Annotated in this window: 18 protein-coding genes and 1 pseudogene; 16 read left to right on the top strand and 3 right to left on the bottom strand. The window is 73.4% G+C overall.

The features are described from left to right. Positions 1 to 28: 28 nt before the first annotated feature. The 4 genes from LG634_RS32525 (at position 29) to LG634_RS32510 (ending at position 2857) form a co-directional block, all read left to right on the top strand. Positions 29 to 661: an MBL fold metallo-hydrolase gene (locus LG634_RS32525; RefSeq protein WP_226739253.1), complete on the top strand. Its 633-nt coding sequence runs from the start codon at positions 29 to 31 to the stop codon at positions 659 to 661. 30 nt (positions 662 to 691) lie between these two features. Further along, positions 692 to 1471 (top strand): exodeoxyribonuclease III, encoded by a 780-nt coding sequence (locus LG634_RS32520; RefSeq protein WP_226739252.1) that lies wholly within the window; start codon positions 692 to 694, stop codon positions 1469 to 1471. Between the two features lie 66 nt (positions 1472 to 1537). Continuing rightward, on the top strand, positions 1538 to 1972 hold the full coding sequence (locus LG634_RS32515; protein WP_226739250.1) for a DUF6278 family protein: 435 nt from the start codon (positions 1538 to 1540) through the stop codon (positions 1970 to 1972). A 141-nt stretch (positions 1973 to 2113) separates the two neighbouring features. Beyond that, entirely contained in the window at positions 2114 to 2857 is a 744-nt protein-coding gene (locus tag LG634_RS32510) for an amino acid ABC transporter ATP-binding protein (protein WP_226739248.1), read from the top strand. Between the two features lie 239 nt (positions 2858 to 3096). Here the strand turns inward: LG634_RS32510 and LG634_RS32505 are convergent, their stop codons facing one another. After that, positions 3097 to 4341, bottom strand: a complete 1245-nt coding sequence (locus LG634_RS32505; protein WP_372482536.1) for a L,D-transpeptidase — start codon at positions 4339 to 4341, stop codon at positions 3097 to 3099. A gap of 217 nt (positions 4342 to 4558) precedes the next feature. On the opposite strand from LG634_RS32505, the gene LG634_RS32500 reads away from it, so the two are divergent. From LG634_RS32500 to LG634_RS32475, 6 genes are all read left to right on the top strand, one after another. Continuing rightward, on the top strand, positions 4559 to 5722 hold the full coding sequence (locus LG634_RS32500; protein WP_226739246.1) for a lipid II:glycine glycyltransferase FemX: 1164 nt from the start codon (positions 4559 to 4561) through the stop codon (positions 5720 to 5722). Continuing rightward, positions 5719 to 7386, top strand: coding sequence for a murein biosynthesis integral membrane protein MurJ (gene murJ / locus LG634_RS32495; protein ID WP_372482535.1), 1668 nt, complete (start codon positions 5719 to 5721; stop codon positions 7384 to 7386). Before LG634_RS32500 ends, murJ begins: the two co-directional genes overlap by 4 nt. Before the next feature lie 52 nt (positions 7387 to 7438). Then, positions 7439 to 8119 (top strand): response regulator, encoded by a 681-nt coding sequence (locus tag LG634_RS32490; protein WP_226739244.1) that lies wholly within the window; start codon positions 7439 to 7441, stop codon positions 8117 to 8119. 7 nt (positions 8120 to 8126) lie between these two features. After that, positions 8127 to 9566: an ATP-binding protein gene (locus tag LG634_RS32485; RefSeq protein ID WP_226739243.1), complete on the top strand. Its 1440-nt coding sequence runs from the start codon at positions 8127 to 8129 to the stop codon at positions 9564 to 9566. Continuing rightward, on the top strand, positions 9563 to 10192 hold the full coding sequence (locus tag LG634_RS32480; protein WP_226739241.1) for a hypothetical protein: 630 nt from the start codon (positions 9563 to 9565) through the stop codon (positions 10190 to 10192). Before LG634_RS32485 ends, LG634_RS32480 begins: the two co-directional genes overlap by 4 nt. 274 nt (positions 10193 to 10466) lie before the next feature. Beyond that, positions 10467 to 11708, top strand: coding sequence for a cytochrome P450 (locus LG634_RS32475; protein ID WP_226739275.1), 1242 nt, complete (start codon positions 10467 to 10469; stop codon positions 11706 to 11708). Here LG634_RS32475 and LG634_RS32470 read toward each other — a convergent pair. Further along, positions 11668 to 12393 carry a hypothetical protein gene (locus LG634_RS32470; RefSeq protein WP_226739239.1) on the bottom strand — a complete coding sequence of 242 codons (726 nt, stop codon included), beginning with the start codon at positions 12391 to 12393 and terminating at the stop codon, positions 11668 to 11670. The two genes, LG634_RS32475 and LG634_RS32470, sit on opposite strands and share 41 nt — an antisense overlap. Before the next feature lie 67 nt (positions 12394 to 12460). On the opposite strand from LG634_RS32470, the gene ggt reads away from it, so the two are divergent. Continuing rightward, positions 12461 to 14278, top strand: coding sequence for a gamma-glutamyltransferase (gene ggt / locus LG634_RS32465; RefSeq protein ID WP_226739238.1), 1818 nt, complete (start codon positions 12461 to 12463; stop codon positions 14276 to 14278). Positions 14279 to 14308: 30 nt separating this feature from the next. Here the strand turns inward: ggt and LG634_RS32460 are convergent. After that, positions 14309 to 14738 (bottom strand): annotated as a pseudogene (locus LG634_RS32460) (M24 family metallopeptidase); the annotation flags it as partial. Positions 14739 to 15261: 523 nt separating this feature from the next. Between LG634_RS32460 and LG634_RS32455 the strand changes: the two are divergent. From LG634_RS32455 to LG634_RS32435, 5 genes are all read left to right on the top strand, one after another. Further along, positions 15262 to 16866, top strand: coding sequence for a hypothetical protein (locus LG634_RS32455; RefSeq protein WP_226739236.1), 1605 nt, complete (start codon positions 15262 to 15264; stop codon positions 16864 to 16866). Positions 16867 to 17055: 189 nt separating this feature from the next. Beyond that, positions 17056 to 17898 carry a nitrilase-related carbon-nitrogen hydrolase gene (locus tag LG634_RS32450; protein WP_226739234.1) on the top strand — a complete coding sequence of 281 codons (843 nt, stop codon included), beginning with the start codon at positions 17056 to 17058 and terminating at the stop codon, positions 17896 to 17898. Then, entirely contained in the window at positions 17895 to 19187 is a 1293-nt protein-coding gene (locus LG634_RS32445) for an aspartate aminotransferase family protein (RefSeq protein WP_226739233.1), read from the top strand. Before LG634_RS32450 ends, LG634_RS32445 begins: the two co-directional genes overlap by 4 nt. A 25-nt stretch (positions 19188 to 19212) precedes the next feature. Further along, a complete protein-coding gene (gene hydA, locus LG634_RS32440; RefSeq protein ID WP_226739231.1) occupies positions 19213 to 20613 on the top strand; it encodes a dihydropyrimidinase in 1401 nt (466 codons plus the stop codon). Positions 20614 to 20631: 18 nt separating this feature from the next. Then, entirely contained in the window at positions 20632 to 21657 is a 1026-nt protein-coding gene (locus LG634_RS32435; protein WP_226739229.1) for a TIGR03842 family LLM class F420-dependent oxidoreductase, read from the top strand. The last annotated feature ends 177 nt before the right edge of the window (positions 21658 to 21834 follow it).

The following is a 21834-nucleotide window of genomic DNA, read 5'->3' as shown; positions in this document are numbered from 1 at the left end:
CGGGCACGCCCGGGACTAGCCTGGGATCATGAAGCTCACCAAGATGCTCCACTCGTGCGTCCGGCTGGAGAAGGACGGGCAGACGCTCGTCATCGACCCGGGCGCCTTCAGCGAGCCGGACGCCGGGCTCGGCGCGGACGCCCTGCTCGTCACCCACGAGCACCCCGACCACTTCGACGAGGGCCGGCTGCGGGCCGCCCTCGACGCCAACCCGGCGGCCCGGCTGTGGACCCTGCGCAGCGTGGCCGAGCGGATGGCCGCCGCCTACCCGGGCCGGGTCCACACCGTGGGCGACGGCGACACCTTCACCGCAGCCGGCTTCGACGTACAGGTCCACGGCGAGCTGCACGCCGTCATCCACCCCGACATGCCGCGCGTCACCAACGTCGGCTACCTGGTGGAGCGGTCCCTCTTCCACCCCGGCGACGCCCTGACCGTGCCCGGCGTGCCCGTCGAGACGCTGATGCTCCCGGTCCACGCCCCCTGGAACAAGGTCGCCGAGGTCATCGACTACGTCCGCGAGGTCAGGCCGCAGCAGGCGATCGACATCCACGACGCCTACCTCGCGGACATCGCCCGCCCCCTCTACGACCGTGCCCTGGAATCCCTCGGCGGTGCCCCGCACGCGCGACTCGCAGCAGGTGAGGCGACCGACCTGTGACTGTCGGTGCCGGGCGGTAGGTTGGACGGCATGCGCATCGCCACGTACAACGTCAACTCGATCACCGCCCGGCTGCCGCGGCTGCTGGCCTGGCTGGAGAGCAGCGGCACGGACGTCCTCTGCATCCAGGAGACCAAGTGCAGCGCGGAGCAGTTCCCGCACGCCGAGCTGCGCGAGCTGGGCTACGAGGCCGCGGTCAACGCGACCGGGCGGTGGAACGGAGTGGCCCTGCTGTCCCGGGTCGGCCTGGACGACGTCGTCACCGGCCTGCCCGACGGCCCCGACTACGAGGGCGTCCAGGAGCCCCGCGCGATCTCCGCGACCTGCGGCGGCGTGCGGCTCTGGTCGGTGTACGTCCCCAACGGCCGCGAGGTCGAGCACGACCACTACGGCTACAAGCTGGACTGGTTCCGCGCCCTGACCACCGCCGTCGCCGAAGACGCGGCCGGCGAGCGCCCGTTCGCGGTCCTCGGCGACTTCAACGTGGCACCGACCGACGAGGACGTGTGGGACCCGTCGCTGTTCGTCGGCGCCACCCACGTGACCCCCGCCGAGCGGGCGGCCCTCACCGCGCTCCAGGCGGCCGGCCTGTCCGACGTGCTCCCGCGCGCCCTCAAGTACGACCGGCCCTACACCTTCTGGGACTACCGGATGCTCGCCTTCCCGAAGAACAAGGGCATGCGCATCGACCTGGTCTACGGCAACGAGGCCTTCGGCAAGGCGGTCAAGGACGCGTACGTGGACCGCGACGAGCGCAAGGGCAAGGGGGCGTCGGACCACGCCCCCGTCGTCGTCGACCTGGAGGTCTGACCCGCAGCCCGGTGGCCCCAGGCGCGCCTGGGGCCACCGGACCGACACGGATGCGAGGCTGGTTCCATGAACATCCCCTTCCTCGGCAACTGGCTCCGGCGGCACGAGACGGGTCCCGGACTGGCGGCGGCGCTCGCCGACGATCCCGCCGGGGTGGCGGAGCTCCTCTCGGAGTGCGAGATGCTCCGCGTCCAGGCCGGGGCGGCCGGCCTCGAACTCGACGAGACCCCGGCGTCGTTGGCGGCCCTCGACCAGCTGATGCCGCGCTGGCGGCGGGACCCGGAGGCGGCCCCCTGGCTGGGCAACGACGCCGGACTCTACCTCGGCACCGTGATCATCCGCAGCGTGCCCGGCGCGGGCTGGCAGGTCTGGCCCAACGGCCAGCCGGTGATCCGGCTGGCCTCGGGCCGCGAACTGAACGTGGTCGAGTCCGGACTGTCCTGGGCCCTGACCGGATCCCCCGAGCTGTACCAGGTGTACGCGGAGGCGGCCGAGCTGTGAGGACACGGCCGGCCCCGGCCCGCCCGCAGCATCCCACCTCCGTAGGGTTTATGCCCTTTTTATGCGTGTCGCGGCGAAGTCCCCTTGCAGGGCTGGATAGTTTGCGCTGACCCGGCACAGCGAGAGTGGGTAGGGCAGCGCATGGCCGTCGATCCTCTGATCGAGCTGCGGAACGTCAACAAGCACTTCGGGCAGTTGCACGTTCTGCAGGACATCAACCTCACCGTCGGCCGGGGGGAGGTGGTCGTGGTCATCGGCCCCTCCGGCTCCGGCAAATCGACCCTGTGCCGCGCGATCAACCGGCTGGAGACCATCGAGTCCGGCTCCATCACCCTCGACGGCCGCCCGCTGCCCGCCGAGGGCAAGGACCTGGCGGCCCTGCGCGCCGAGGTGGGCATGGTCTTCCAGTCCTTCAACCTCTTCGCCCACAAGACCGTCCTGGAGAACGTGTCCCTGGCCCAGGTCAAGGTCCGCAGGCGGAAGAAGGACGAGGCCGACCGGCGCTCCCGGGAACTCCTCGACCGGGTCGGCCTCGCCTCGCAGGCGGCCAAGTTCCCCGCCCAGCTCTCCGGCGGCCAGCAGCAGCGCGTGGCCATCGCCCGCGCACTCGCCATGGATCCCAAGGCGCTCCTCTTCGACGAGCCCACCTCCGCCCTCGACCCGGAGATGATCCAGGAGGTGCTGGAGGTCATGCTGAGCCTCGCGGAAGAGGGCATGACCATGGTCGTGGTCACCCACGAGATGGGCTTCGCCCGCTCCGCCGCCAACCGGGTCGTCTTCATGGCCGACGGCAGGATCGTCGAGGACCGGCCGCCGCAGGAGTTCTTCACGGCACCCGAGAGCGCCCGCGCCCGGGACTTCCTGTCCAAGATCCTCAAGCACTGACGGCCCGGCGGGGGAGTTCCCGTACGGAGGGCGCGCCGGGCCCGCCCGGAGCGGGGACCCGAACGAGGCAGCCCCGCCCCGGCAGCAGCCGGTGATCACTGCTCGCGGAGCGGTTCCGACAGGTACGAGGGGTCGGAACCGGCGGGTGGAAGGTCAGCTGTGCGCCGGCGGGGTTGTGCTCGACGGAGGAGCGGGGACCGTCGTGTGCGCCCGGCCCGGCGGCGGGCCGGGCGCACACGTCAGCCCTGAGTGGTGCTGCCCTTGAGGGCGCTCTTGGCCTGCCAGTCGGCCCAGGACAGGTTCCACTCCGAGTAGCCGTTGCCGAGGTCGGGCTTGCCCTTCGAGCCGCTGCCGGTCACCTCGAACGGGTCGCCGGGCTGGACCTCGCCGTACAGGTCGGCCGCGTTGGAGGTGCTCATCCCGACGCAGCCGGAGCTGGTGTTGGCCCGCCCGAACGCGCCCGCGTTCCACGGGGCTGCGTGCGCGTACATGCCCGACCAGGTCAGCCGCATCGAGTAGTCGACCATCTTGTCGTAGGCGTCGCCGAGGCCGACCGTCTGGGAGTCCATCCGGATGGTGCCCTCCTTCGCCATCACGACGAGCTTGCCCTCCCAGGACGCCTTCTGGCCGCCGGGGGTGCCCGCCGACACCGGGATGCTCTTGACCTCACGGCCGTCCCGGGTCAGCTTCAGTGTCTTGGAGTCGAGGTCCACCGCGATCCGCTGGTTCCGGCCGACCTTGAAGCCCGTCTCGTAGTCGCGGACGAAGTACCCGCCGCCCTTGCCGGAGTCCACGCCGTTCAGCTCCATGACGAGCTTCACGTCGGTGCCGGACTTCCAGTACTCGCGGGGCCGCCAGTCCACCCGGTCCTTGCCGGAGTAGTCCTTCATCCAGCCCCAGGACCCCTCGGTGTTGTTCGAGGTGGTCACCTTCAGGTGCTTCTCCACCTCGGCCTTGTTGGTGACCGGGTTGTCGAACACCAGCGACAGCGGCTGGGCGATGCCCATCACCGAGCCCTTGCCCGGGGTGATGGTGATCTTGTTGACGCGGTCCGCGGCCGCCGTCGTGAACTGCGCGTCCGCCGAGGTGCCGGCCGAGTCCCGGGCGGTCACCTTGTACGCCGTACCGGGGGAGGCGTTGCGCTCCGAGGTCCAGGTCTTCCCGTCGGCGGATATCCGCCCGGTCAGCCGCCCGCCCTTGGCGTCCGTCACGTCGACCTGCGCCAGCTTCGAGCCCTCGGTGAGCGTCACCTTCACCGGCCCGCCCGCCTTCGCCGCGTTCCCGGTCAGGTTCACGGAGACCGCCATCGCGGTCTTCCCCTTCATCTCGGCCGCCCCGGCCGCCTTCCCGTCCGACCCGCCCGGACCGCCCGAACAGGCGGTGAGGGTGGCGGCGAGCACGGCGCCGCTCGCGAGCGCCGAGCGCAGGAGGCGGCGGCGCGCCGACGACGTGCCGAGGGTGCGGGTGCGGCGAGTACGGCTCAACGGAATCCCCTCCAGAAAAATCTGTATGTCTGCAAAGAAGATGGCGACAAGGGGACTTTAGGTTGCGCGCCGCGGGAAATCCGGTGCGTCCGCCGTTGTGACGTGGACCGCAGCAGAACGGTCATCGTCCGGTCACAAACGGCGCGCGGGACCGTCACCACCGCCTGTGAGAGTCCTGTGCATCGCCACCGGACGACGCACAGGAAGGACAACTGCCGTGTGTGCACTGCTCGTGACCAGCAGCAAGCCGACCCGGGAGCGGGAATTCGAAGTCCGCTCGCTGACCGTTCCCGAATACGCGGGCTTCCTGGCCGCGCACGGCCGGGCGAGCTTCCTGCAATACCCGTCGTGGGCCGAAGTGAAGGACCAATGGCGGGCGGAACGGGTCGGATGGCACTTCCCCTCGGGGGCGATCGCCGGCGCCGCCCTCGTTCTCCTTCGCCAATTCCCCGGCACCCGCAAATACTTCGCGTACCTGCCCGAAGGCCCGGTCGCCGACTGGTCCGACCCGGCCGTCGACCGCTGGCTCGACCCGCTGCTGCGCCACCTCCGGGGCCTCGGCGCCTTCGCCGTCCGCATCGGCCCCACCCCCGCCTACCGGCGCTGGGACGCCGCCGCCGTCAAGGGCGGCACCGGAACGGGCATGCGGCTGGGCGACCTGCTCGCCACCGAGGTGGACCCGGCCGGCGCCGCCCTCGCCGACCGGCTGCGCACCCGCGGCTGGACCCGCTGCGGCGGCGAGTCCGACGGCGATGCCCAGCCCCGCCACGTATTCCGCGTCCCGCTGGCCGGCCGCAGCCTCGACGACCTCTGGTCCGGGCTCAACCAGGAATGGCGGCGCAACGTCCGCAAGGCCCGCAAGGCCGGCGTGGAGACCGTCCTCGGCAGCGCCGCCGACCTGCCCGACTTCTACCGCCTGCTGCAGATCACCGAGGCCCGCGACGGCTTCCGGCTCGGCCGCTCCCTCGCGTACTACGAGCGCCAGTACGCCGTGCTGAACGCCGAACAGCCCGGCCGGATGCGGCTCTACCTCGCCCGGTACGAGGGCGAGATCCTCGCCGCCCACACCATGATCCACGCCGGCCGGCGGGTCTGGTACCAGACCGGCGCCTCCGCCGACCACCGCCGTGAGGTCCGCCCCAGCAACGCCCTGCAGTGGCGGATGATGTGCGACGCCCACAGCCTCGGCGCGGACGAGTACGACATGCGCGGGGTACCCTCCACCCTCGACCCCGAGGACCGCTCCTTCGGCCTGCTGCGCTGGAAGCTCGGCACCGGAGGCCAGGTCGTCGAAACGCTAGGAGAGTGGGAGATCCCCGTGGCCGGAGCCGCCAACCACGCGCTGTACCGCGCCTTCCAGGCCTATCTGGCCCGCCGGTGAGCACGACCGCCACCCGCCCCGAACCCTCCGGCAGGCGCACCGCCCCCGCCCACAAGCGCCGGGCGAAGGGCTCACTGCTGCGCAGCGGCGCCCTGATGGCCGCCGGCTCGGTGGTCTCCCGCGCCACCGGCTTCCTCCGCTCCGCCATGGTCGTCGCCGCGCTCGGCACCAGCGTCCTAGGCGACGGCTACGCCGTGGCGAACACCGTGCCGAACATCCTGTACATCCTGCTCATCGGCGGCGCCCTCAACGCCGTGTTCGTCCCCGAGCTGGTGCGCGCCGCCAAGGAGCACGCCGACGGCGGGCAGGCGTACACCGACCGGCTGCTCACGGCCTGCACCACCGCCCTGGTGGTGATCACCGCGGCCGCCGTGCTGGCCGCCCCCGCGCTCGTGGCCGCGTACACCGACTACAGCGGCGAGCAGGCCGAGATGACGCTGGCGTTCACCCGCTACTGCCTGCCGCAGATCCTGTTCTACGGGCTGTTCACGCTGCTCGGGCAGGTGCTCAACGCGCGCGGCAGGTTCGGCGCCATGATGTGGACCCCGGTCCTCAACAACCTCGTCGTCATCGCCGTCTTCGCGCTCTTCCTCACCGTCGCGCCCACCCTCGACGACGCCGGCCTCGGCGACTCCGAGGTACAGCTGCTCGGCTGGGGCACCACCGCCGGCATCGTCGTCCAGGCCCTCGCGCTCGTCCCGTCGCTGCGCGCCGCCGGCTTCCGCTGGCGGCCCCGCTTCGACTGGCGCGGCAGCGGCCTGACCCGCCCGCTGCGCAACGCCGGCTGGCTGGTGCTGCTCGTCCTCACCAACCAGCTCGGCTACTGGGTCGTCACCCGGCTCTCCACGATCACCGGGCAGCAAGCCCAGGCCGCCGGCCTGGCAGGCGCCGGCTACACCGCCTACAGCAACGCCTACCTGCTGTGGATCGTCCCGCAGGGCGTGGTCACGGTCTCCCTGGTCACCGCGCTGATGCCGCGGATGAGCGCGGCCGCCGCCGACCGCGACCTGGCCGCCGTCCGCCGCGACCTCTCGTATGCGCTGCGGGTGTCGGGGACGCTCGTGGTCCCGGCCGCCTGCCTGTTCTTCGCGCTCGCGCCCTGGGTGATCGGCAGCGTCTTCGGGTACGGCCGCACCGGCGCGGACGACGTCGCCGTGATGGCCGGCATGCTGATGGCCTTCGCGCCCGGACTGATCGCCTTCTCCGGTCAGTACGTCCTCGCCCGCGGCTTCTACGCGATGTCCGACACCCGCACCCCGTTCTTCCTGAACCTGGTCATCGCCGGGCTCAACGCCGGGCTGTCGGCGGCCGCTTACGTGCTGCTGCCGCCGCGCTGGGCGGTCACCGGCATGGCCGCCGCCTACACGGTCGCCCTGTTCGCGGGCTTCGCCCTCACTGCGGTCGTCCTCGGCCGGCGGCTGGGCGGCGGCTCCGTGCTGCGCTCGCCCGCCCTCGGCGCCCACCTCAGGCTGCTCGCGGCCGCCGTGCCCGCCGCCGCCGTCGGCTTCCTGGCGGCCCGCGCCGCCGACGGCCTCGGCACCATCCCGGCGCTCGCCGCCGGCACCCTGGCGCCGGCCGCCGTACTCCTCCTGCTCGCCCGCCCGCTCGGCCTCACCGAGCTGACGGCCTTCCTGTCCACCGCCCGCCGCCGCCTCGGGCGCTAGGGTCCGCCCCAGCCCGAACCGGCGCCCCGCACCCGCCTGGGATACTGATCCGATGCCACGTGTACTGCTGATCGAGGACGACCCGTCCGTCCGGGAGGGCGTGGGCCTGGGCCTGCGCCGCCGGGGCCACGAGGTGCGGGCCGCCGAGACCGGCGAGGCCGGCCTGCAGGCCCTCGCCGAGTTCCGGCCGGAGATCGTCCTGCTCGACCTCATGCTGCCCGGCATGAACGGCGTACAGGTGTGCCGGCGGATACGCGACACCAGCCAGCTGCCCATCATCATGCTCACGGCGCGCGGCGACGACTTCGACATCGTCGTCGGCCTGGAGGCCGGCGCCGACGACTACATCGTCAAGCCCGCCCGCACCGAGGTCATCGAGGCCCGCATCAAGGCGGTGCTGCGCCGGCTGAGCGAGCCGGCCGGCCGCCCCTCCGTCGAGTTCCACGGCGAACTCGCCATCGACCGGGCCGGACTGACCGTCGCCAGGAACGGCGAGCGCCTGCCGCTCGCCCCCAGCGAGATCAAGCTGCTGCTCCACCTGTCGGCCTCTCCCGAGCAGGTCTTCAGCCGCCAGCAGCTCCTGGAGTACGTCTGGGACCACAGCTACCACGCCGACGCCCGGCTGGTCGACGCCTGCGTCCGGCGGCTCCGCACCAAGATCGAGGACCCCGAGGGCAGCCCCCGCTACGTCCAGACCGTGCGCGGCTTCGGCTACCGCTTCGGTCCGCTGTAGGCCGGCAGTGAAACGATTCGCCCCCCTCGGTCTGCGGACTCGCCTGATCGCCGGCTTCCTGCTCGTCGCCGCCATCAGCGCCCTCACCACCGCCGCCCTCGCCTACCGGGAGGCCCGCAGCGCCGTCCTGCGGCAGACCCAGGACACCGCCGTCGCCAGCATGCGCGACGTCCTCGACCGCCGCCCCATCCGGCTGCCGTACACCCGCAGCACCGACCTCAGCGCCGAGTGCCGCGACATCGCCCGGCTCGCCAAGCCGCACCCCTGGGCCGTGTTCGCCGAATACGGCACCATGCGGGCCTCCTCCGGCAACTCCGGCACCTCCACCGTGATCACCCCCGAACTGCGCAAGGCGGCCCACGAAGCCCCCCGCGCCGTGTTCCAGCGCGTCGTCAAGGACGGCACCCCCTACCTCACCTTCGGCATGCCCGCCGTCATGGACTACCGCGGCGAACGCATCGGCACCGGAGCCGTCTTCTACGGCGTGATGGCCATGAACACCGAGCAGACCACCATCGACGCCATGGTCCTCGCCGCCCGGGACGGCGCCCTGCCCGGCCTCGCCATCTCCGTCATCCCCGCCCTCCTCGCCGCCCGCAGCGTGCTGCGCCCGGTCCGGGACATGCGCCGGGCCGCCCGCAGGATGGGCGAGGGCCGCCTCGACACCCGCATCGAGGTCAAGGGCCGCGACGAACTCGCCGAACTGGCCCGCACCTTCAACGAGACCGCCGGCGCCCTGGAAGCCTCCGTCCAGGAACTCCAGCAGGCCGAGGCCCGCGCCCGCCGGTTCGCCGCCGACGTCTCCCACGAACTGCGCACCCCGCTCGCCGGCATGCTCGCCGTCACCGAAGTCCTCGACGAGGACGCCGCCCGCCTCGACCCGGACACCGCCGCCGCGGTACGCCTGGTCAGCGCCGAGACCGGCAAGCTCGCCCACCTCGTCGACGACCTGATGGAGATCTCCCGCTTCGACGCCCGGGCCGCAGAGCTCCACACCGACGAGGTCGACATGGCGGAGACCATCGCCAAGACCCTGGAACGCCGGCACTGGCTGGAGCAGGTCCACACCGACGTGCCCGACGGACTGCGCGCCCGGCTCGACCCGCGCCGCTTCGACGTCGTCCTCGCCAACCTCGTCGGCAACGCCCTCCGGCACGGCGGCGGCCCGGTCCGGATCCGGGTGTACGCAGAGGCCCGGCCGGGCGGCCCCTGGCTGCTGACCGAGGTCGCCGACAGCGGCCCGGGCATCGCACCCGAGGTGCTCCCGCACATCTTCGACCGCTTCTACAAGGCCGACGCCGCCCGCACCCGGTCGGCGGGCAGCGGGCTGGGCCTGGCCATCACCCTGGAGAACGTACGCCTGCACGGCGGCACCATCCGGGCGGCCAACGGGCCGTACGGCGGCGCGGTGTTCACCGTCGAGATGCCCTGGGAGGCGCGCACATGACGGAACGCACGGCAGGACACCCGGCGGAGGGTGCGATACGGCGGCTGCGGCGGGCCTGGCCCGCGGCGGCCGCCGCCGTGCTGGCAGCGGCCGCCGTCGCCGGCTGCGGCAGCCTGCCCACGCGGATCCAGGGCACCGACGTCATCGAGGCCGGACAGCCCGCCGTGGTGACCTCCGACCGCCCCAACGGCACCCTCCTCTTCTTCATCGGCGAGAACGGCAGGCTCACCCCGGCCCTGCGCGAAGGGCTCTTCGACTCCGACGACGGCAACGCGGAGGGCGGCCTCATCGGCGGCGGCGGTTCCGAGTCCGACTCCGGGTACCTCCTCCCGGTCACCTTCGTCATGAGCCGGCTGCTCGCCGGGCCTGCCGACGCCGAGCGCGCCGCCGGACTGCACACCGCGGTCCCTTTCAGCCCCAAGGGCAGCGAGGTCAAGGCCGAGTACACCGGACGCCAGCTGAACGTGCGGTTCACCTTCCCCGTGACGGAGCTGTCGGCCACCGCCCGCGCCCAGCTCGTGTGCACCGCCTACCACGCCGGCCTCCGGCGCCCGGTCACCGCCGTGGTCCTGCTCGGACCCGACGGTGAGACCGAGCCCGCCCGCTGCGACGAAACCGACGGCTGAACCACCGGGTCCGGCCCGCCCCCTTGCCGGGCGGCGGCCCGGCGGGCCACCGTGGTCCCGCCGGGCCGGACCACGCGCCGGGCCCGGCGACGGACGGCACGCGGACGGCAGGGAGCGCACCCCGGTGAGCACAGCGGACCAGGCGGACCACGCGGACCAGGCGGACCAGGCGGACCACGCGGACCAGACAGACCTGCAGGAGAGGACGGACCGGCAGGAGAGGACGGACCGGCAGGAGAGGACGGACCGGCAGGAGAAGACGGCGACCGGTCCGGTGCCCGACGTCTTCGACCCCCGGATCTACGGCCGCGCCGTCCCGCACGCCGCCTACCGGCTGCTGCGCGACCGTCACCCGGTGGCCTGGCAGCCCGAGCCCGAAGTCCTCGGCTGGCCGGCCGGCCCGGGCTTCTGGGCGGTCACCCGGCACGCCGACGTCGTCCGCGTGCTCAAGGACGCCCGCACCTGGTCCTCGTCCCTCGGCGCCACCCAGATCCGCGACCCCGACCCGGCCGACCTGCCGTTCCTGCGGCGCACCATGCTCAACCAGGACCCGCCCGACCACGGCCGGCTGCGCCGGCTGCTCGCCCGGGCGTTCACCCCGGCCCGCGTCGAGCGCTTCGGCGACCGGGTCCGCGCCCGCGCCCGCACCCTGCTCGCTGCCGCCCGGGACGGCTCCGAGGACGGCGCCGCCGACGTCGTGCGGACCGTCACCGACGAGTACGCGCTGCTCAACCTGGCCGACCTGATGGGCGTACCGCCCGCCGACCGCGGCCTGCTCCTCGACTGGACGGTCCGGATCATCGGCTACCAGGACCCCGAAGACGCCCCGGCCCCGCAGCCCGGCCCCGACGGCAGGCCGCTGAACCCCCGCTCGCCCGCCCTGCTCGGCGAGATGTTCGGCTACGCCCGCGAACTGGCCGCGCACAAGCGCCGGCACCCCGCCGACGACCTCATGACCGCGCTCGCCGAAGCCGGGCTGGAGGCCGCCGAGCTGGAAATGTTCTTCTTCCTGCTCACCGTCGCCGGCAACGACACGGTGCGCAGTGCCGCCCCCGGCGGACTGCTCGCGCTGGCCGGGGCGCCCGACGAGTACCGCAGGCTGCAGGCCGGAGCGGTGCCCGCGGCCGCCGCCGTGGACGAACTCCTGCGCGTCCACCCGCCGGTCCTCAGCTTCCGCCGCACCGCCGCCGCCGGCACCGACCTCGCCGGGCAGCGCATCCGCACCGGCGACAAGGTGGTCGTCTTCCACGCCTCCGCCAACCACGACGAACGCGTCTTCACCGACCCCCACCGGCTCGACCTCGGCCGCACCCCCAACCCGCACGTCTCCTTCGGCGACGGCCCGCACGTCTGCCTCGGCGCCCACTTCGCCCGGCTCCAGCTGCGCACCCTCTACGAGGAGTGGACGGCCGCCATGCCCGTACCCGAACTGGCCGGTCCGCCAAGGCGGTTGGTGTCCAACTTCATCAACGGGCTCACGAGGCTGCCGCTGCGGGTGTCCGGGCCGCCGCGGTGACGTCCGCCACCAGGTGGGTCACATCGGGCCCGTACGCACGGGAGTTGACCACCTTCAGGATCAGTGCGAAGGACTTGCGGCCGTAGGTGCGGGCCAACTGTTCGTGGTGGCGGGCCAGATAGCGGGCCGCAGCCTGGTTGCTGACGGCCGTCTGTCCGCTCACCAGGAAGACCGGGCGGGCGCCCGCCTCCGTCGTCAGCCGGGCCAGCAGCACGTGTTCGACGGTGTCCTTCTGCCAGCGGTACGTCTCCCCGCCGACCCGCAGCGCCCCCCGGTCGGCGGTGTCCTCGGCGGTCAGGTCCACGTGCACGCCCGGCAGCATCGACTCCAGGTGCGCGGCCGTCCGCACGTTGGATATCGGCCCGCCGACGCAGAACTCGGCGCGCTCGCCGAATCCCTGACGGGCCGTGTCGTGCTCGACGATCTGCACGTTCGCCCCGCAGTCCTTGATCAGCGCGGATATCTCCAGGAGCGCCAGCGCGTCGCGGCGGTGCACCGAGCTGTCGGTGCCGCCCATCTGCCGGTTGACCACGAAGAGGCAGTCCGAGCCGGTCGGCAGGCCGAAGAAGGCCTGCTTGCGCCGGAGCTTGCGCAGCCACAGATACGTGCGGGCGAACCAGCCGACGGAGCCGCTGACCCCGGTGGCCGCCACCCCGAGGAGTATGTTGCGCAGGTCTTCGTTCATGCGCGGGATGGTAGCGGCAGCGCGCCGGGCGCTACCCTGCGCGGGTCGCCGTCGACCGGAGGTCCCGATGCGCCGTGCCCGCACCCGCTCCTTAGCGCTCCTCGCCCTCACCGCGGCCCTGGCCGCCACGGGCGCGACCGCCCCGCCCACCGTGCCCGCCTCCGCCGCCGGCCCGGCCGGCGGCACCCCGCCGAAGGTCCCGGTGGCGGTGGGCTGGGGCGGCGCCGTCGCCAGCGCCGACGCGGACGCCTCCGCGGCGGGCATCGCCGTGCTGCGCGAGGGCGGCAACGCCGTGGACGCCGCCGTCGCCACCGCGGCCGCGCTCGGCGTCACCGAGCCGTACTCGGCGGGCATCGGCGGCGGGGGCTACTTCGTCTACTACGACGCCTCCCGGCGCCGGGTGTTCACCGTCGACGGCCGGGAGACCGCGCCCGCCTCGGCCGACGCGCGGCTGTTCCAGGAGAACGGCGTGCCGATCCCGTTCGCCGAGGGCCAGACCAGCGGACTGGGCGTCGGCGTCCCCGGCACGCCCGCCACCTGGCGCTCCGTCCTCGACAGCTGGGGCAGCCGGCCGCTGCACCGGCTGCTGAAGCCGGCCGAGAAGCTGGCCCGCGACGGGTTCACCGTCGACGCCACCTTCCGGGCGCAGACCGAGGCGAACGAGGCCCGCTTCCGCGACTTCCCCGACACCGCGCGGCTGTTCCTGCCCGGCGGCCGGCTGCCGGAGCTCGGCAGCACCTTCAAGAACCCCGAACTGGCCGCCACGTACGCCGAACTGGGCCGCACGAACACCGCCGCGATCTACCGCGGGCGGCTCGCCGACGACGTCGTCCGCACGGTCCGCACACCGCCGGTCGACCCGGCCGCCACCCGCGTGGTGCGGGCCGGTGACCTGACCGCGGCCGACCTGGCCCGCTACCGGGTCAAGCGGCAGGACCCGACCCGGCTGCGCTACCGCGGGCTGGACGTGTACTCGATGGCGCCGTCCTCGTCGGGCGGCACGACCGTGGGCGAGGCCCTCAACATCCTGGAGCGGTCCGACCTGCGCGGTCTCAGCCAGGCGCAGTACCTGCACCGGTTCATCGAGGCGAGCCGGATCTCGTTCGCGGACCGCGGGCGGTGGGTCGGGGACCCGGCCTTCGAGGACGTGCCGACGAGCCGGCTGCTGTCCCAGCGGTTCGCCGACGCCCGGGGCTGCCTGATCGACCCGGCGCGGGCCCTGACCAGCCCGCTCGCCCCCGGCGACCCGTGGCACCCGGCGCCCTGCGGCAGCACCGGGCGGGCCGCGCCGACCACGTACGAGGGCGAGAACACCACCCACCTGACGGTGGCCGACCGGTGGGGCAACGTGGTCTCGTACACGCTGACGATCGAGTCCACGGGCGGCAGCGCGATCACCGTGCCGGGCCGCGGCTTCCTGCTCAACAACGAGCTGACGGACTTCTCGTTCGCCCCGGCCGCCGCCGGCGTGCCCGACCCCAACCTGCCGGGGCCCGGCAAGCGGCCGCGGTCCTCGATGTCGCCGACGATCGTGCTGGAGCACGGGCGGCCGGTGCTGGCCGTCGGCTCCCCGGGCGGGGCGACCATCATCACCACCGTCCTCCAGACCCTCACCGGGCACCTGGACCGGGGCCTGCCGCTGGTCGACGCGATCGCCGCGCCGCGGGCCAGCCAGCGCAACCATGCCACCACCGAGCTGGAACCCGCCCTGTGGAACAGCCCCCTGAAGGACGAACTGGCCGCCCTGGGCCACGGCTTCCGCCTCAACCCGGAGATCGGCGCGGCGACCGGCGTCCAGCGGCTGCCCGACGGCCGCTGGCTGGCGGCCGCGGAGACCACCCGGCGCGGCGGCGGGTCGGCGATGGTCGTCCGGCCGAGGCCGTGACCTCCGGCGGGGCCGGGGCGGGTCGGGCGGTCAGAGGGCGGTGAGGATGCGCGGGCCCGCGGCGGTGATCGCGACGGTGTGCTCGGCGTGGGCGGCGCGACTGCCGTCCACGGTGCGCAGGGTCCAGCCGTCGGGGTCGGTGACGTGGTCGTCCCCGCCGCCCGGGGTCAGCATCGGCTCGATGGCCAGCACCATGCCGGGCCGCAGCTTCATGCCGCGGCCCGGCGGGCCCTCGTTCGGCACGCCCGGGTCCTCGTGCATGCTGCGGCCCATGCCGTGGCCGCCGAAACCGTCCGGGACGCCGTAGCCGGCGGCCCGGCAGACCCGGCCCACGGCATGGGCGATGTCGCCGATGCGGTGGGCCGGGCACGGCGGCCGCGATCCCGGCCCGCAGGGCCGCCTCGACGGTGGCGATCAGCGCGAGGTCCTCGGGGCGGGCCCGGCCCACCGTGAAACCGACCCCTGGTGGGCTGGTTTCGGGGCTCCGCCCCGGACCCCGCTCCTCAAACGCCGGAGGGGCTGGATTTCCCCCCGCCCGGTGGGCAGTCGGCCCGAGCCCGGTGGAGTTGCCCCGCCCCGGTGGGCAGCCGACCCGGGAGGGGCAGGAATGGCACCCGCCCGTTGGGCGGCCGGCCCGGGAGGGGTAGGGATGGCACCCGCCCGTTGGGCGGCCGGCCCGGGAGGGGCTGGGGTGGCCACGCCCTGTGGGCGGCCGACCCCAGGCGGGGCGGATGGCCCCCGCCCGCTGGGCAGTCCGCCCCAGGTGGGGGCTGGGCCCCGCCCGGTGGCAGTCGGCCCGCACTGCCGGCGATGGGAGCAACTCCAGCCTCGCCGGCGTTTGAGGCGCGGGGTGCGGGGCGGAGCCCCGGGGCTTCGCCCCGGCGGCCTGCAAGCGACCGCACACCGCAATCGCCCTCTCACCCGCCGTCAACCTTTGAGACTCCCGTAGCCCGCCCGTAACACGGACGCGATGCAATGCCCTCATGGAAAGCGGAGCGGAAACGACAGGCCCGGCCGGCCCGGTGGACCACCTCGCCTCGCACATGCGCAGGCTGACGGCCCTGCTCGACCCCACGGCCGGCTGGTACGCGGAGTTCCTCGGCCGCGACCCGGACGGGATGCGCGCCTGCCTCGACGGCACCGCCATCCCGCCGTGGGACGTGCTCCACTCGCTGCTGCAGGACTTCGCCGCCCTGCACGGCCCCGAGGCCGCCGACCGGGAGACCGCCGCCGCGGCCGGGTTGCGCGCGGCTGCCGTCGAGGCGCACGACCGGCGCCCCGGCGCCCCGGCGGAACTGGCCGCCCAACTGGCCGCGGCCCAGACCCAGCAGGCCGGTTCCGAACACGCCCGCGCCCGCCTCGCGGCCGAACTCCAGGAGGCCGCCGACCCCGCCCGGGCCGGTCTCCTCACCCGCGAACTCTCCTGGATCCACGACGATCTGAGCCGCGCCGCCTCCCGGCGCACGGACCTCACCGCCCGCCTCGCGGCCGCCGCCGAAGCGCCCGGCCCGGCCGCCGCCGAAGCCCCCGCCCCGGCCGCCGGCCCGGCCCCCGCCCCGGCCGCCGGACAGCGCAGGACGAACGGCCGCCGGCTCCTGCGGGCCGCCGTACGGGGATCCGGCGGCGCCCGGTTCGCCGGCGCCCCGGAGCCCGGCACCCCGCACCAGGCCGCGCCCTTGCCGCAGTTACCCGAAACCTCCGCCCCCGCCCCGCGCGGCGCCCGCTACGCCCCCGCGGAGCACCCGCCGGAGCCGGCGGGGGAGCACGTACGGGACCGGGCGGCGGAATCCGTACCGGAAGGGGTCCCCGCCCCCGGGCCGCACCCCGCACCCCCGCACCCCGGCCCGCACCCCGCTCCCGTGACCCCGCAGGGCAGCCGGGCCACCGCGCCGGGGCAGCCGTACGCCCCGCCCGTGCACCCCGGACCGGATCCAGCACCGCCCGCCCCCGACGGCATCGCGCACGTGCGGGCCTACGCCCCTGGCCATACCCCCGGCTACACCCCCGCCCACGACCCGGTCCCCGCCCCCGACTCCGCCGGGCCGCCCGCCGTCCCCGACCCCGCCGCGCTGGCCGCGGGCCTGATCGCGCTGCGGGCCCAGGGGCGTACCGGGGAGGCGCACGTCCTGCTGTGCGAGGCGGCGGCGTGGCCACCTGGGGTGTTGCCGGGCCTGGCCGGCGAGCTGGAACGGGCCGGGCTGGCGGCCGACTGGGCGACCCTGCTGTGGGAGGCCGCCTCGCTGCCGCCCGCGCAGCTCGCCGCCGCCGCGGCCGCGCTGGGGGCGGCCGGCCGGGACGACGACTGCGGACGGCTGCTGCGCCAGGGCGTGGCCCGCCCGGCCGCCGAGATCGCCGACGCCGCGCTCGTCCTCGCCGAGGCCGGCCGGGACCGCGAGGCCGCGGCGCTGCTCGGCGCGTTCGTCCGGGTGCGCTCGGCGGAGGACTCCGCACGGCTGGCCCGGCAGGACCCGCCGCGGCTGGTGCACCGGCTGCTCGACGCGGCCCGCGCCGTGTCCGAGAGCCGCCACCGCGACCTGGTCCACGCCCTGCGGGTCACCGGCGTCGCCACCGGCCGGAACCTGGCCTGAACTGTCCGCTCGGTGCCCGTCACCGCCCGCAGCTGCCATGAATCGATCACTTCCGGGCGGAACTTGATCGACTCTGCCGGTTGGCGGCGATGGTCTTGCCCAGGTCCCGGACGGGGCTTACGTTCTCCTATCTACGCATTCCGTCTACGTGCGTAGAAGCTCTCTGACGTCCCGTCGAAGGAGCAGCTCATGGCCCACATCGTCCGCGCCGCCCTGGTCCAGGCCACCTGGACCGGCGACAGCGAATCCATGATCGCCAAACACGAGGAGCACGCCCGGGAAGCGGCGCGCCAGGGCGCACAGATCATCGGCTTCCAGGAAGTCTTCAACGCCCCGTACTTCTGCCAGGTCCAGGAGCCGGAGCACTACCGCTGGGCCGAGCCGGTGCCCGACGGCCCCACCGTCCGCCGGATGCAGGACCTGGCCCGCGAGACCGGCATGGTCGTCGTGGTGCCCGTGTTCGAGGCCGAGTCCTCCGGCTTCTACTACAACACCGCCGCCGTCATCGACGCCGACGGCAGCTACCTCGGCAAGTACCGCAAGCACCACATCCCGCAGGTGAAGGGCTTCTGGGAGAAGTACTACTTCCGCCCCGGCAACCTCGGCTGGCCCGTCTTCGACACCGCCGTCGGCAAGGTCGGCGTCTACATCTGCTACGACCGCCACTTCCCCGAAGGATGGCGCCAGTTGGGCCTCGCCGGCGCCCAGCTCGTCTACAACCCCTCGGCCACCTCCCGCGGCCTGTCGGCGTACCTGTGGCAGCTGGAGCAGCCCGCCTCCGCCGTCGCCAACGAGTACTTCGTGGCGGCCATCAACCGGGTCGGCCAGGAGGAGTACGGCGACAACGACTTCTACGGCACCAGCTACTTCGTCGACCCGCGCGGCCAGTTCGTCGGCGACACCGCAAGCGACAAGGACGAGGAACTCCTCGTCCGCGACCTCGACTTCGACCTCATCGACGAGGTCCGCACCCAGTGGGCCTTCTACCGCGACCGCCGCCCCGACGCCTACGGAGGACTGGTCCAGCCGTGATCTCACCGCTCTCCCTGCACAACCGCCACCGCACGGTCCTGCCCGACTGGCTGGCGCTCTACTACCAGCGCCCCATCGAGATCACCCACGGCGAAGGCCGGCACGTCTGGGACGCCGAGGGCAACCGCTACCTCGACTTCTTCGGCGGCATCCTCACCACCATGACCGCCCACGCCCTCCCCGAGGTCACCAAGGCGGTCGCCGACCAGGCCGGCCGGATCATCCACTCCTCCACGCTCTACCTCAACCGCCCCATGGTCGAGCTCGCCGAACGGGTCGCGGCCCTCTCCGGCATCCCGGACGCCCGCGTCTTCTTCACCACCTCCGGCACCGAGGCCAACGACACCGCCCTGCTGCTGGCCACCTCGTACCGGCGCTCCAACCAGGTCCTGGCCATGCGCAACAGCTACCACGGCCGGTCCTTCTCCACCGTCGGCATCACCGGCAACCGGGCCTGGTCCCCGACCAGCCTCTCGCCGCTCCAGACGCTGTACGTCCACGGCGCCGTCCGCACCCGCGGACCCTTCGCCCACCTCTCCGACCAGGAGTTCACCGAGGCGTGCGTCGCGGACCTCGAAGACCTCCTCGGCCAGGGCCGCGGCCAGGTCGCCGCGCTCATCGCCGAGCCGGTCCAGGGCGTCGGCGGCTTCACCAGCCCGCCCGACGGACTGTACGCCGCCTTCAAGCAGGTCCTCGACCGGCACGGCATCCTCTGGATCAGCGACGAGGTGCAGACCGGCTGGGGCCGCACCGGCGACCACTTCTGGGGCTGGCAGGCACACGCCCGCAGCGGACCGCCGGACATCCTCACCTTCGCCAAGGGCATCGGCAACGGCATGTCCATCGGCGGCGTCGTCGCCCGCGCCGAGGTCATGAACTGCGTCGACGCCAACTCCATCTCCACCTTCGGCGGTTCACCCGTCACCATGGCCGCCGGCAACGCCAACCTCAACCACCTCCTCGAACACGACCTCCAGGGCAACGCCCGCCGCGTCGGCGGCCTCCTGCTGGAACGCCTGCGCGCCATCACCGCCGGCCTCCCGCACGTCCGCGAGGTCCGCGGCCGCGGCCTCATGGCCGGCATCGAACTCGTCCACCCCGGCACCGACCGCGCCCACCCCGACGCGGCCGCCGCCGTCCTCGAAGCCGCCCGCGAAGCCGGCCTGCTGCTCGGCAAGGGCGGCGGCCACGACACCAGCGTGCTGCGCATCGCCCCGCCGCTGTCGCTGACCGTCGCCGAGGCCGAAGAAGGCGCCGAGATCATCGAACAGGCCCTGCACACCCTTTAGGCCCTAACCGACGGGAGCCGTCACCGTGAGCACGCGCACCCTGATCCGCGGGGGGCTGGTCGTCACCGCCGCGGACGAGATCCACGCGGACGTCCTGATCGAGGACGGCCGCATCGCGGCACTGGCCGCCCACGGCACCGACGCGGCCGCCGGCTGGACCGCCGACCGGACCCTCGACGCCACCGGCAAGTACGTCATCCCGGGCGGCGTCGACGCCCACACCCACATGGAACTGCCCTTCGGCGGCACCGCCGCCTCCGACACGTTCGAGACCGGCACCCGGGCCGCAGCCTGGGGCGGCACCACCACCCTCGTCGACTTCGCCGTCCAGACCGCGGGCCGCTCCCTGCGCGAAGGCCTCGACACCTGGTACGCCAAGGCCGACGGCAACTGCGCCGTCGACTACGGCTTCCACATGATCCTCTCCGACGTCAACGAGGGCACCCTCAAGGAGATGGACCTCCTGGTCGAGGAGGGCATCACCTCGTTCAAGCTGTTCATGGCGTACCCCGGGGTCTTCTACTCCGACGACGGGCAGATCCTGCGGGCCATGCAGCGGGCCTCCGGCAACGGCGGTCTGATCATGATGCACGCCGAGAACGGAATCGCCATCGACGTCCTCGTCGAGCAGGCCCTCGCCCGCGGGGAGACCGACCCCCGGTACCACGGCGAGGTCCGCAAGGCCCTCCTCGAAGCCGAGGCCACCCACCGGGCGATCCAGCTCTCCCGGGTCGCCGGCTCGCCCCTGTACGTCGTCCACGTCTCGGCCGAGGAAGCGGTCGCCGAACTCGCCGCCGCCCGCGACAAGGGCCTGCCCGTCTTCGGCGAGACCTGCCCGCAGTACCTCTTCCTGTCCACCGACAACCTGGCCGAGCCGGACTTCGAAGGCGCCAAGTACGTCTGCTCCACCCCGCTGCGGCCCAAGGAGCACCAGGCGGCGCTGTGGCAAGGGCTGCGGACGAACGACCTCCAGGTGGTCTCCACCGACCACTGCCCGTTCTGCTTCAAGGGCCAGAAGGAACTCGGCCGCGGCGACTTCTCCAAGATCCCCAACGGCCTGCCGGGGGTGGAGAACCGCATGGACCTCCTCCACCAGGCCGTCGTCGACGGGCACATCAGCCGCCGCCGGTGGATCGAGATCGCCTGCGCCACCCCCGCCCGGATGTTCGGCATGTACCCCCGCAAGGGGACGATCGCGCCCGGCGCCGACGCGGACGTCGTCATCTACGACCCGCACGCCGAGCAGGTCCTGTCGGCGGCCACCCACCACATGAACGTCGACTACTCCGCGTACGAGGGACGCCGCATCACCGGGCAGGTGGAGACCGTGCTGTCCCGCGGCGTACCCGTCATCGAGCGGCGGGAGTTCACCGGGCGCGCCGGGCACGGGGCCTTCGTCCACCGCTCCACCTGCCAGTACCTGTAAGCACGTAAGGAGCCCGCCGTGGACTTCGGTCTCGTCCTGCAAACCGACCCGCCCGCCTCCCAGGTCGTCAGCCTCATGAAACGCGCGGAACGCAACGGCTTCCGCTACGGCTGGACCTTCGACTCGGCCGTGCTGTGGCAGGAACCCTTCGTCATCTACAGCCAGATCCTGGCCAACACGCAGAAGCTGCACGTCGGGCCGATGGTCACCAACCCGGGCACCCGGACCTGGGAGGTCACCGCCTCCACCTTCGCCACCCTCAACGACATGTACGGCAACCGCACCGTCTGCGGGATCGGCCGCGGCGACTCCGCGATGCGCGTCGCCGGACGCAAGCCGAACACCCTGGCCCGGCTCGGCGAGGCCATCGACGTCATCCGCGACCTCGCCGAAGGCCGGGAGGCCGAGGTCGACGGCAAACCGCTGCGGATCCCGTGGATCAAGGACGGGAAGCTCCCCGTCTGGATGGCCGCGTACGGTCCCAAGGCGCTCGCGCTCACCGGTGAGAAGGCCGACGGGTTCATCCTCCAGCTCGCCGACCCCTACCTGACCGAATGGATGATCCGCGCCGTCCGCGAAGCCGCGGCGGCGGCCGGCCGCGACCCGGACTCCGTGTACATCTGCGTGGCCGCTCCCGCCTACGTCACGGCGGACGACTCGCCCGAGGCGCTGGCGCACGCCCGCGACCAGTGCCGCTGGTTCGGCGGGATGGTCGGCAACCACGTCGCCGACCTCGTCTCCCGCTACGGCGAGCACTCCTCGATGGTCCCGGACGACCTCACCGCGTACATCAAGTCCCGCCAGGGCTACGACTACAGCCACCACGGCCGCGCCGGGAACCCGTCCACCGACTTCGTCCCCGACGAGATCGTCGACCGCTTCTGCCTGCTGGGCCCGGTCGAGGCCCACATCGGGAAACTCCGGGCCCTGCGCGACCTCGGCGTGGACCAGTTCGCCGCGTACGACATGCACGACGCACGGGAGGCGACCATCGACGCCTACGGACAGCATGTGATCCCAGCCATCAACGGACAGCGTCGCTGAAGCAGTTCCGTTCCTGCGCGGAGACCTCCGGGAGCCCGTCTCCAGGATGCTCAGGAACTACGAGGTCGAGGGCTATGAGGACGGTCTGCCGCCCCTCTGAGCGGTAGCGGTACGTGAGCAGGACCGAGAAGTGGGGGGGGGGGGGGGGGGGGGGGGGGGGGGGGGGGGCGGGGCGGG

Source organism: Streptomyces bambusae (assembly GCF_020532645.1).
Taxonomy (GTDB): domain Bacteria; phylum Actinomycetota; class Actinomycetes; order Streptomycetales; family Streptomycetaceae; genus Streptomyces; species Streptomyces bambusae.
Note: the sequence above shows the minus strand (reverse complement) of the source record. Positions and strands in the feature narration are given on the sequence as shown.

What these genes read in the sequence shown, in the direction of transcription:
- LG634_RS32525 (WP_226739253.1), top strand. Translation starts at nt 29, where the DNA reads ATGAAGCTCACCAAGATGCTCCACTCGTGCGTCCGGCTGGAGAAGGAC.
- LG634_RS32520 (WP_226739252.1), top strand. Translation starts at nt 692, where the DNA reads ATGCGCATCGCCACGTACAACGTCAACTCGATCACCGCCCGGCTGCCG.
- LG634_RS32515 (WP_226739250.1), top strand. Translation starts at nt 1,538, where the DNA reads ATGAACATCCCCTTCCTCGGCAACTGGCTCCGGCGGCACGAGACGGGT.
- LG634_RS32510 (WP_226739248.1), top strand. Translation starts at nt 2,114, where the DNA reads ATGGCCGTCGATCCTCTGATCGAGCTGCGGAACGTCAACAAGCACTTC.
- LG634_RS32490 (WP_226739244.1), top strand. Translation starts at nt 7,439, where the DNA reads ATGCCACGTGTACTGCTGATCGAGGACGACCCGTCCGTCCGGGAGGGC.
- LG634_RS32480 (WP_226739241.1), top strand. Translation starts at nt 9,563, where the DNA reads ATGACGGAACGCACGGCAGGACACCCGGCGGAGGGTGCGATACGGCGG.
- LG634_RS32470 (WP_226739239.1), bottom strand. Translation starts at nt 12,393, where the DNA reads ATGAACGAAGACCTGCGCAACATACTCCTCGGGGTGGCGGCCACCGGG.
- ggt (WP_226739238.1), top strand. Translation starts at nt 12,461, where the DNA reads ATGCGCCGTGCCCGCACCCGCTCCTTAGCGCTCCTCGCCCTCACCGCG.
- LG634_RS32455 (WP_226739236.1), top strand. Translation starts at nt 15,262, where the DNA reads ATGGAAAGCGGAGCGGAAACGACAGGCCCGGCCGGCCCGGTGGACCAC.
- LG634_RS32450 (WP_226739234.1), top strand. Translation starts at nt 17,056, where the DNA reads ATGGCCCACATCGTCCGCGCCGCCCTGGTCCAGGCCACCTGGACCGGC.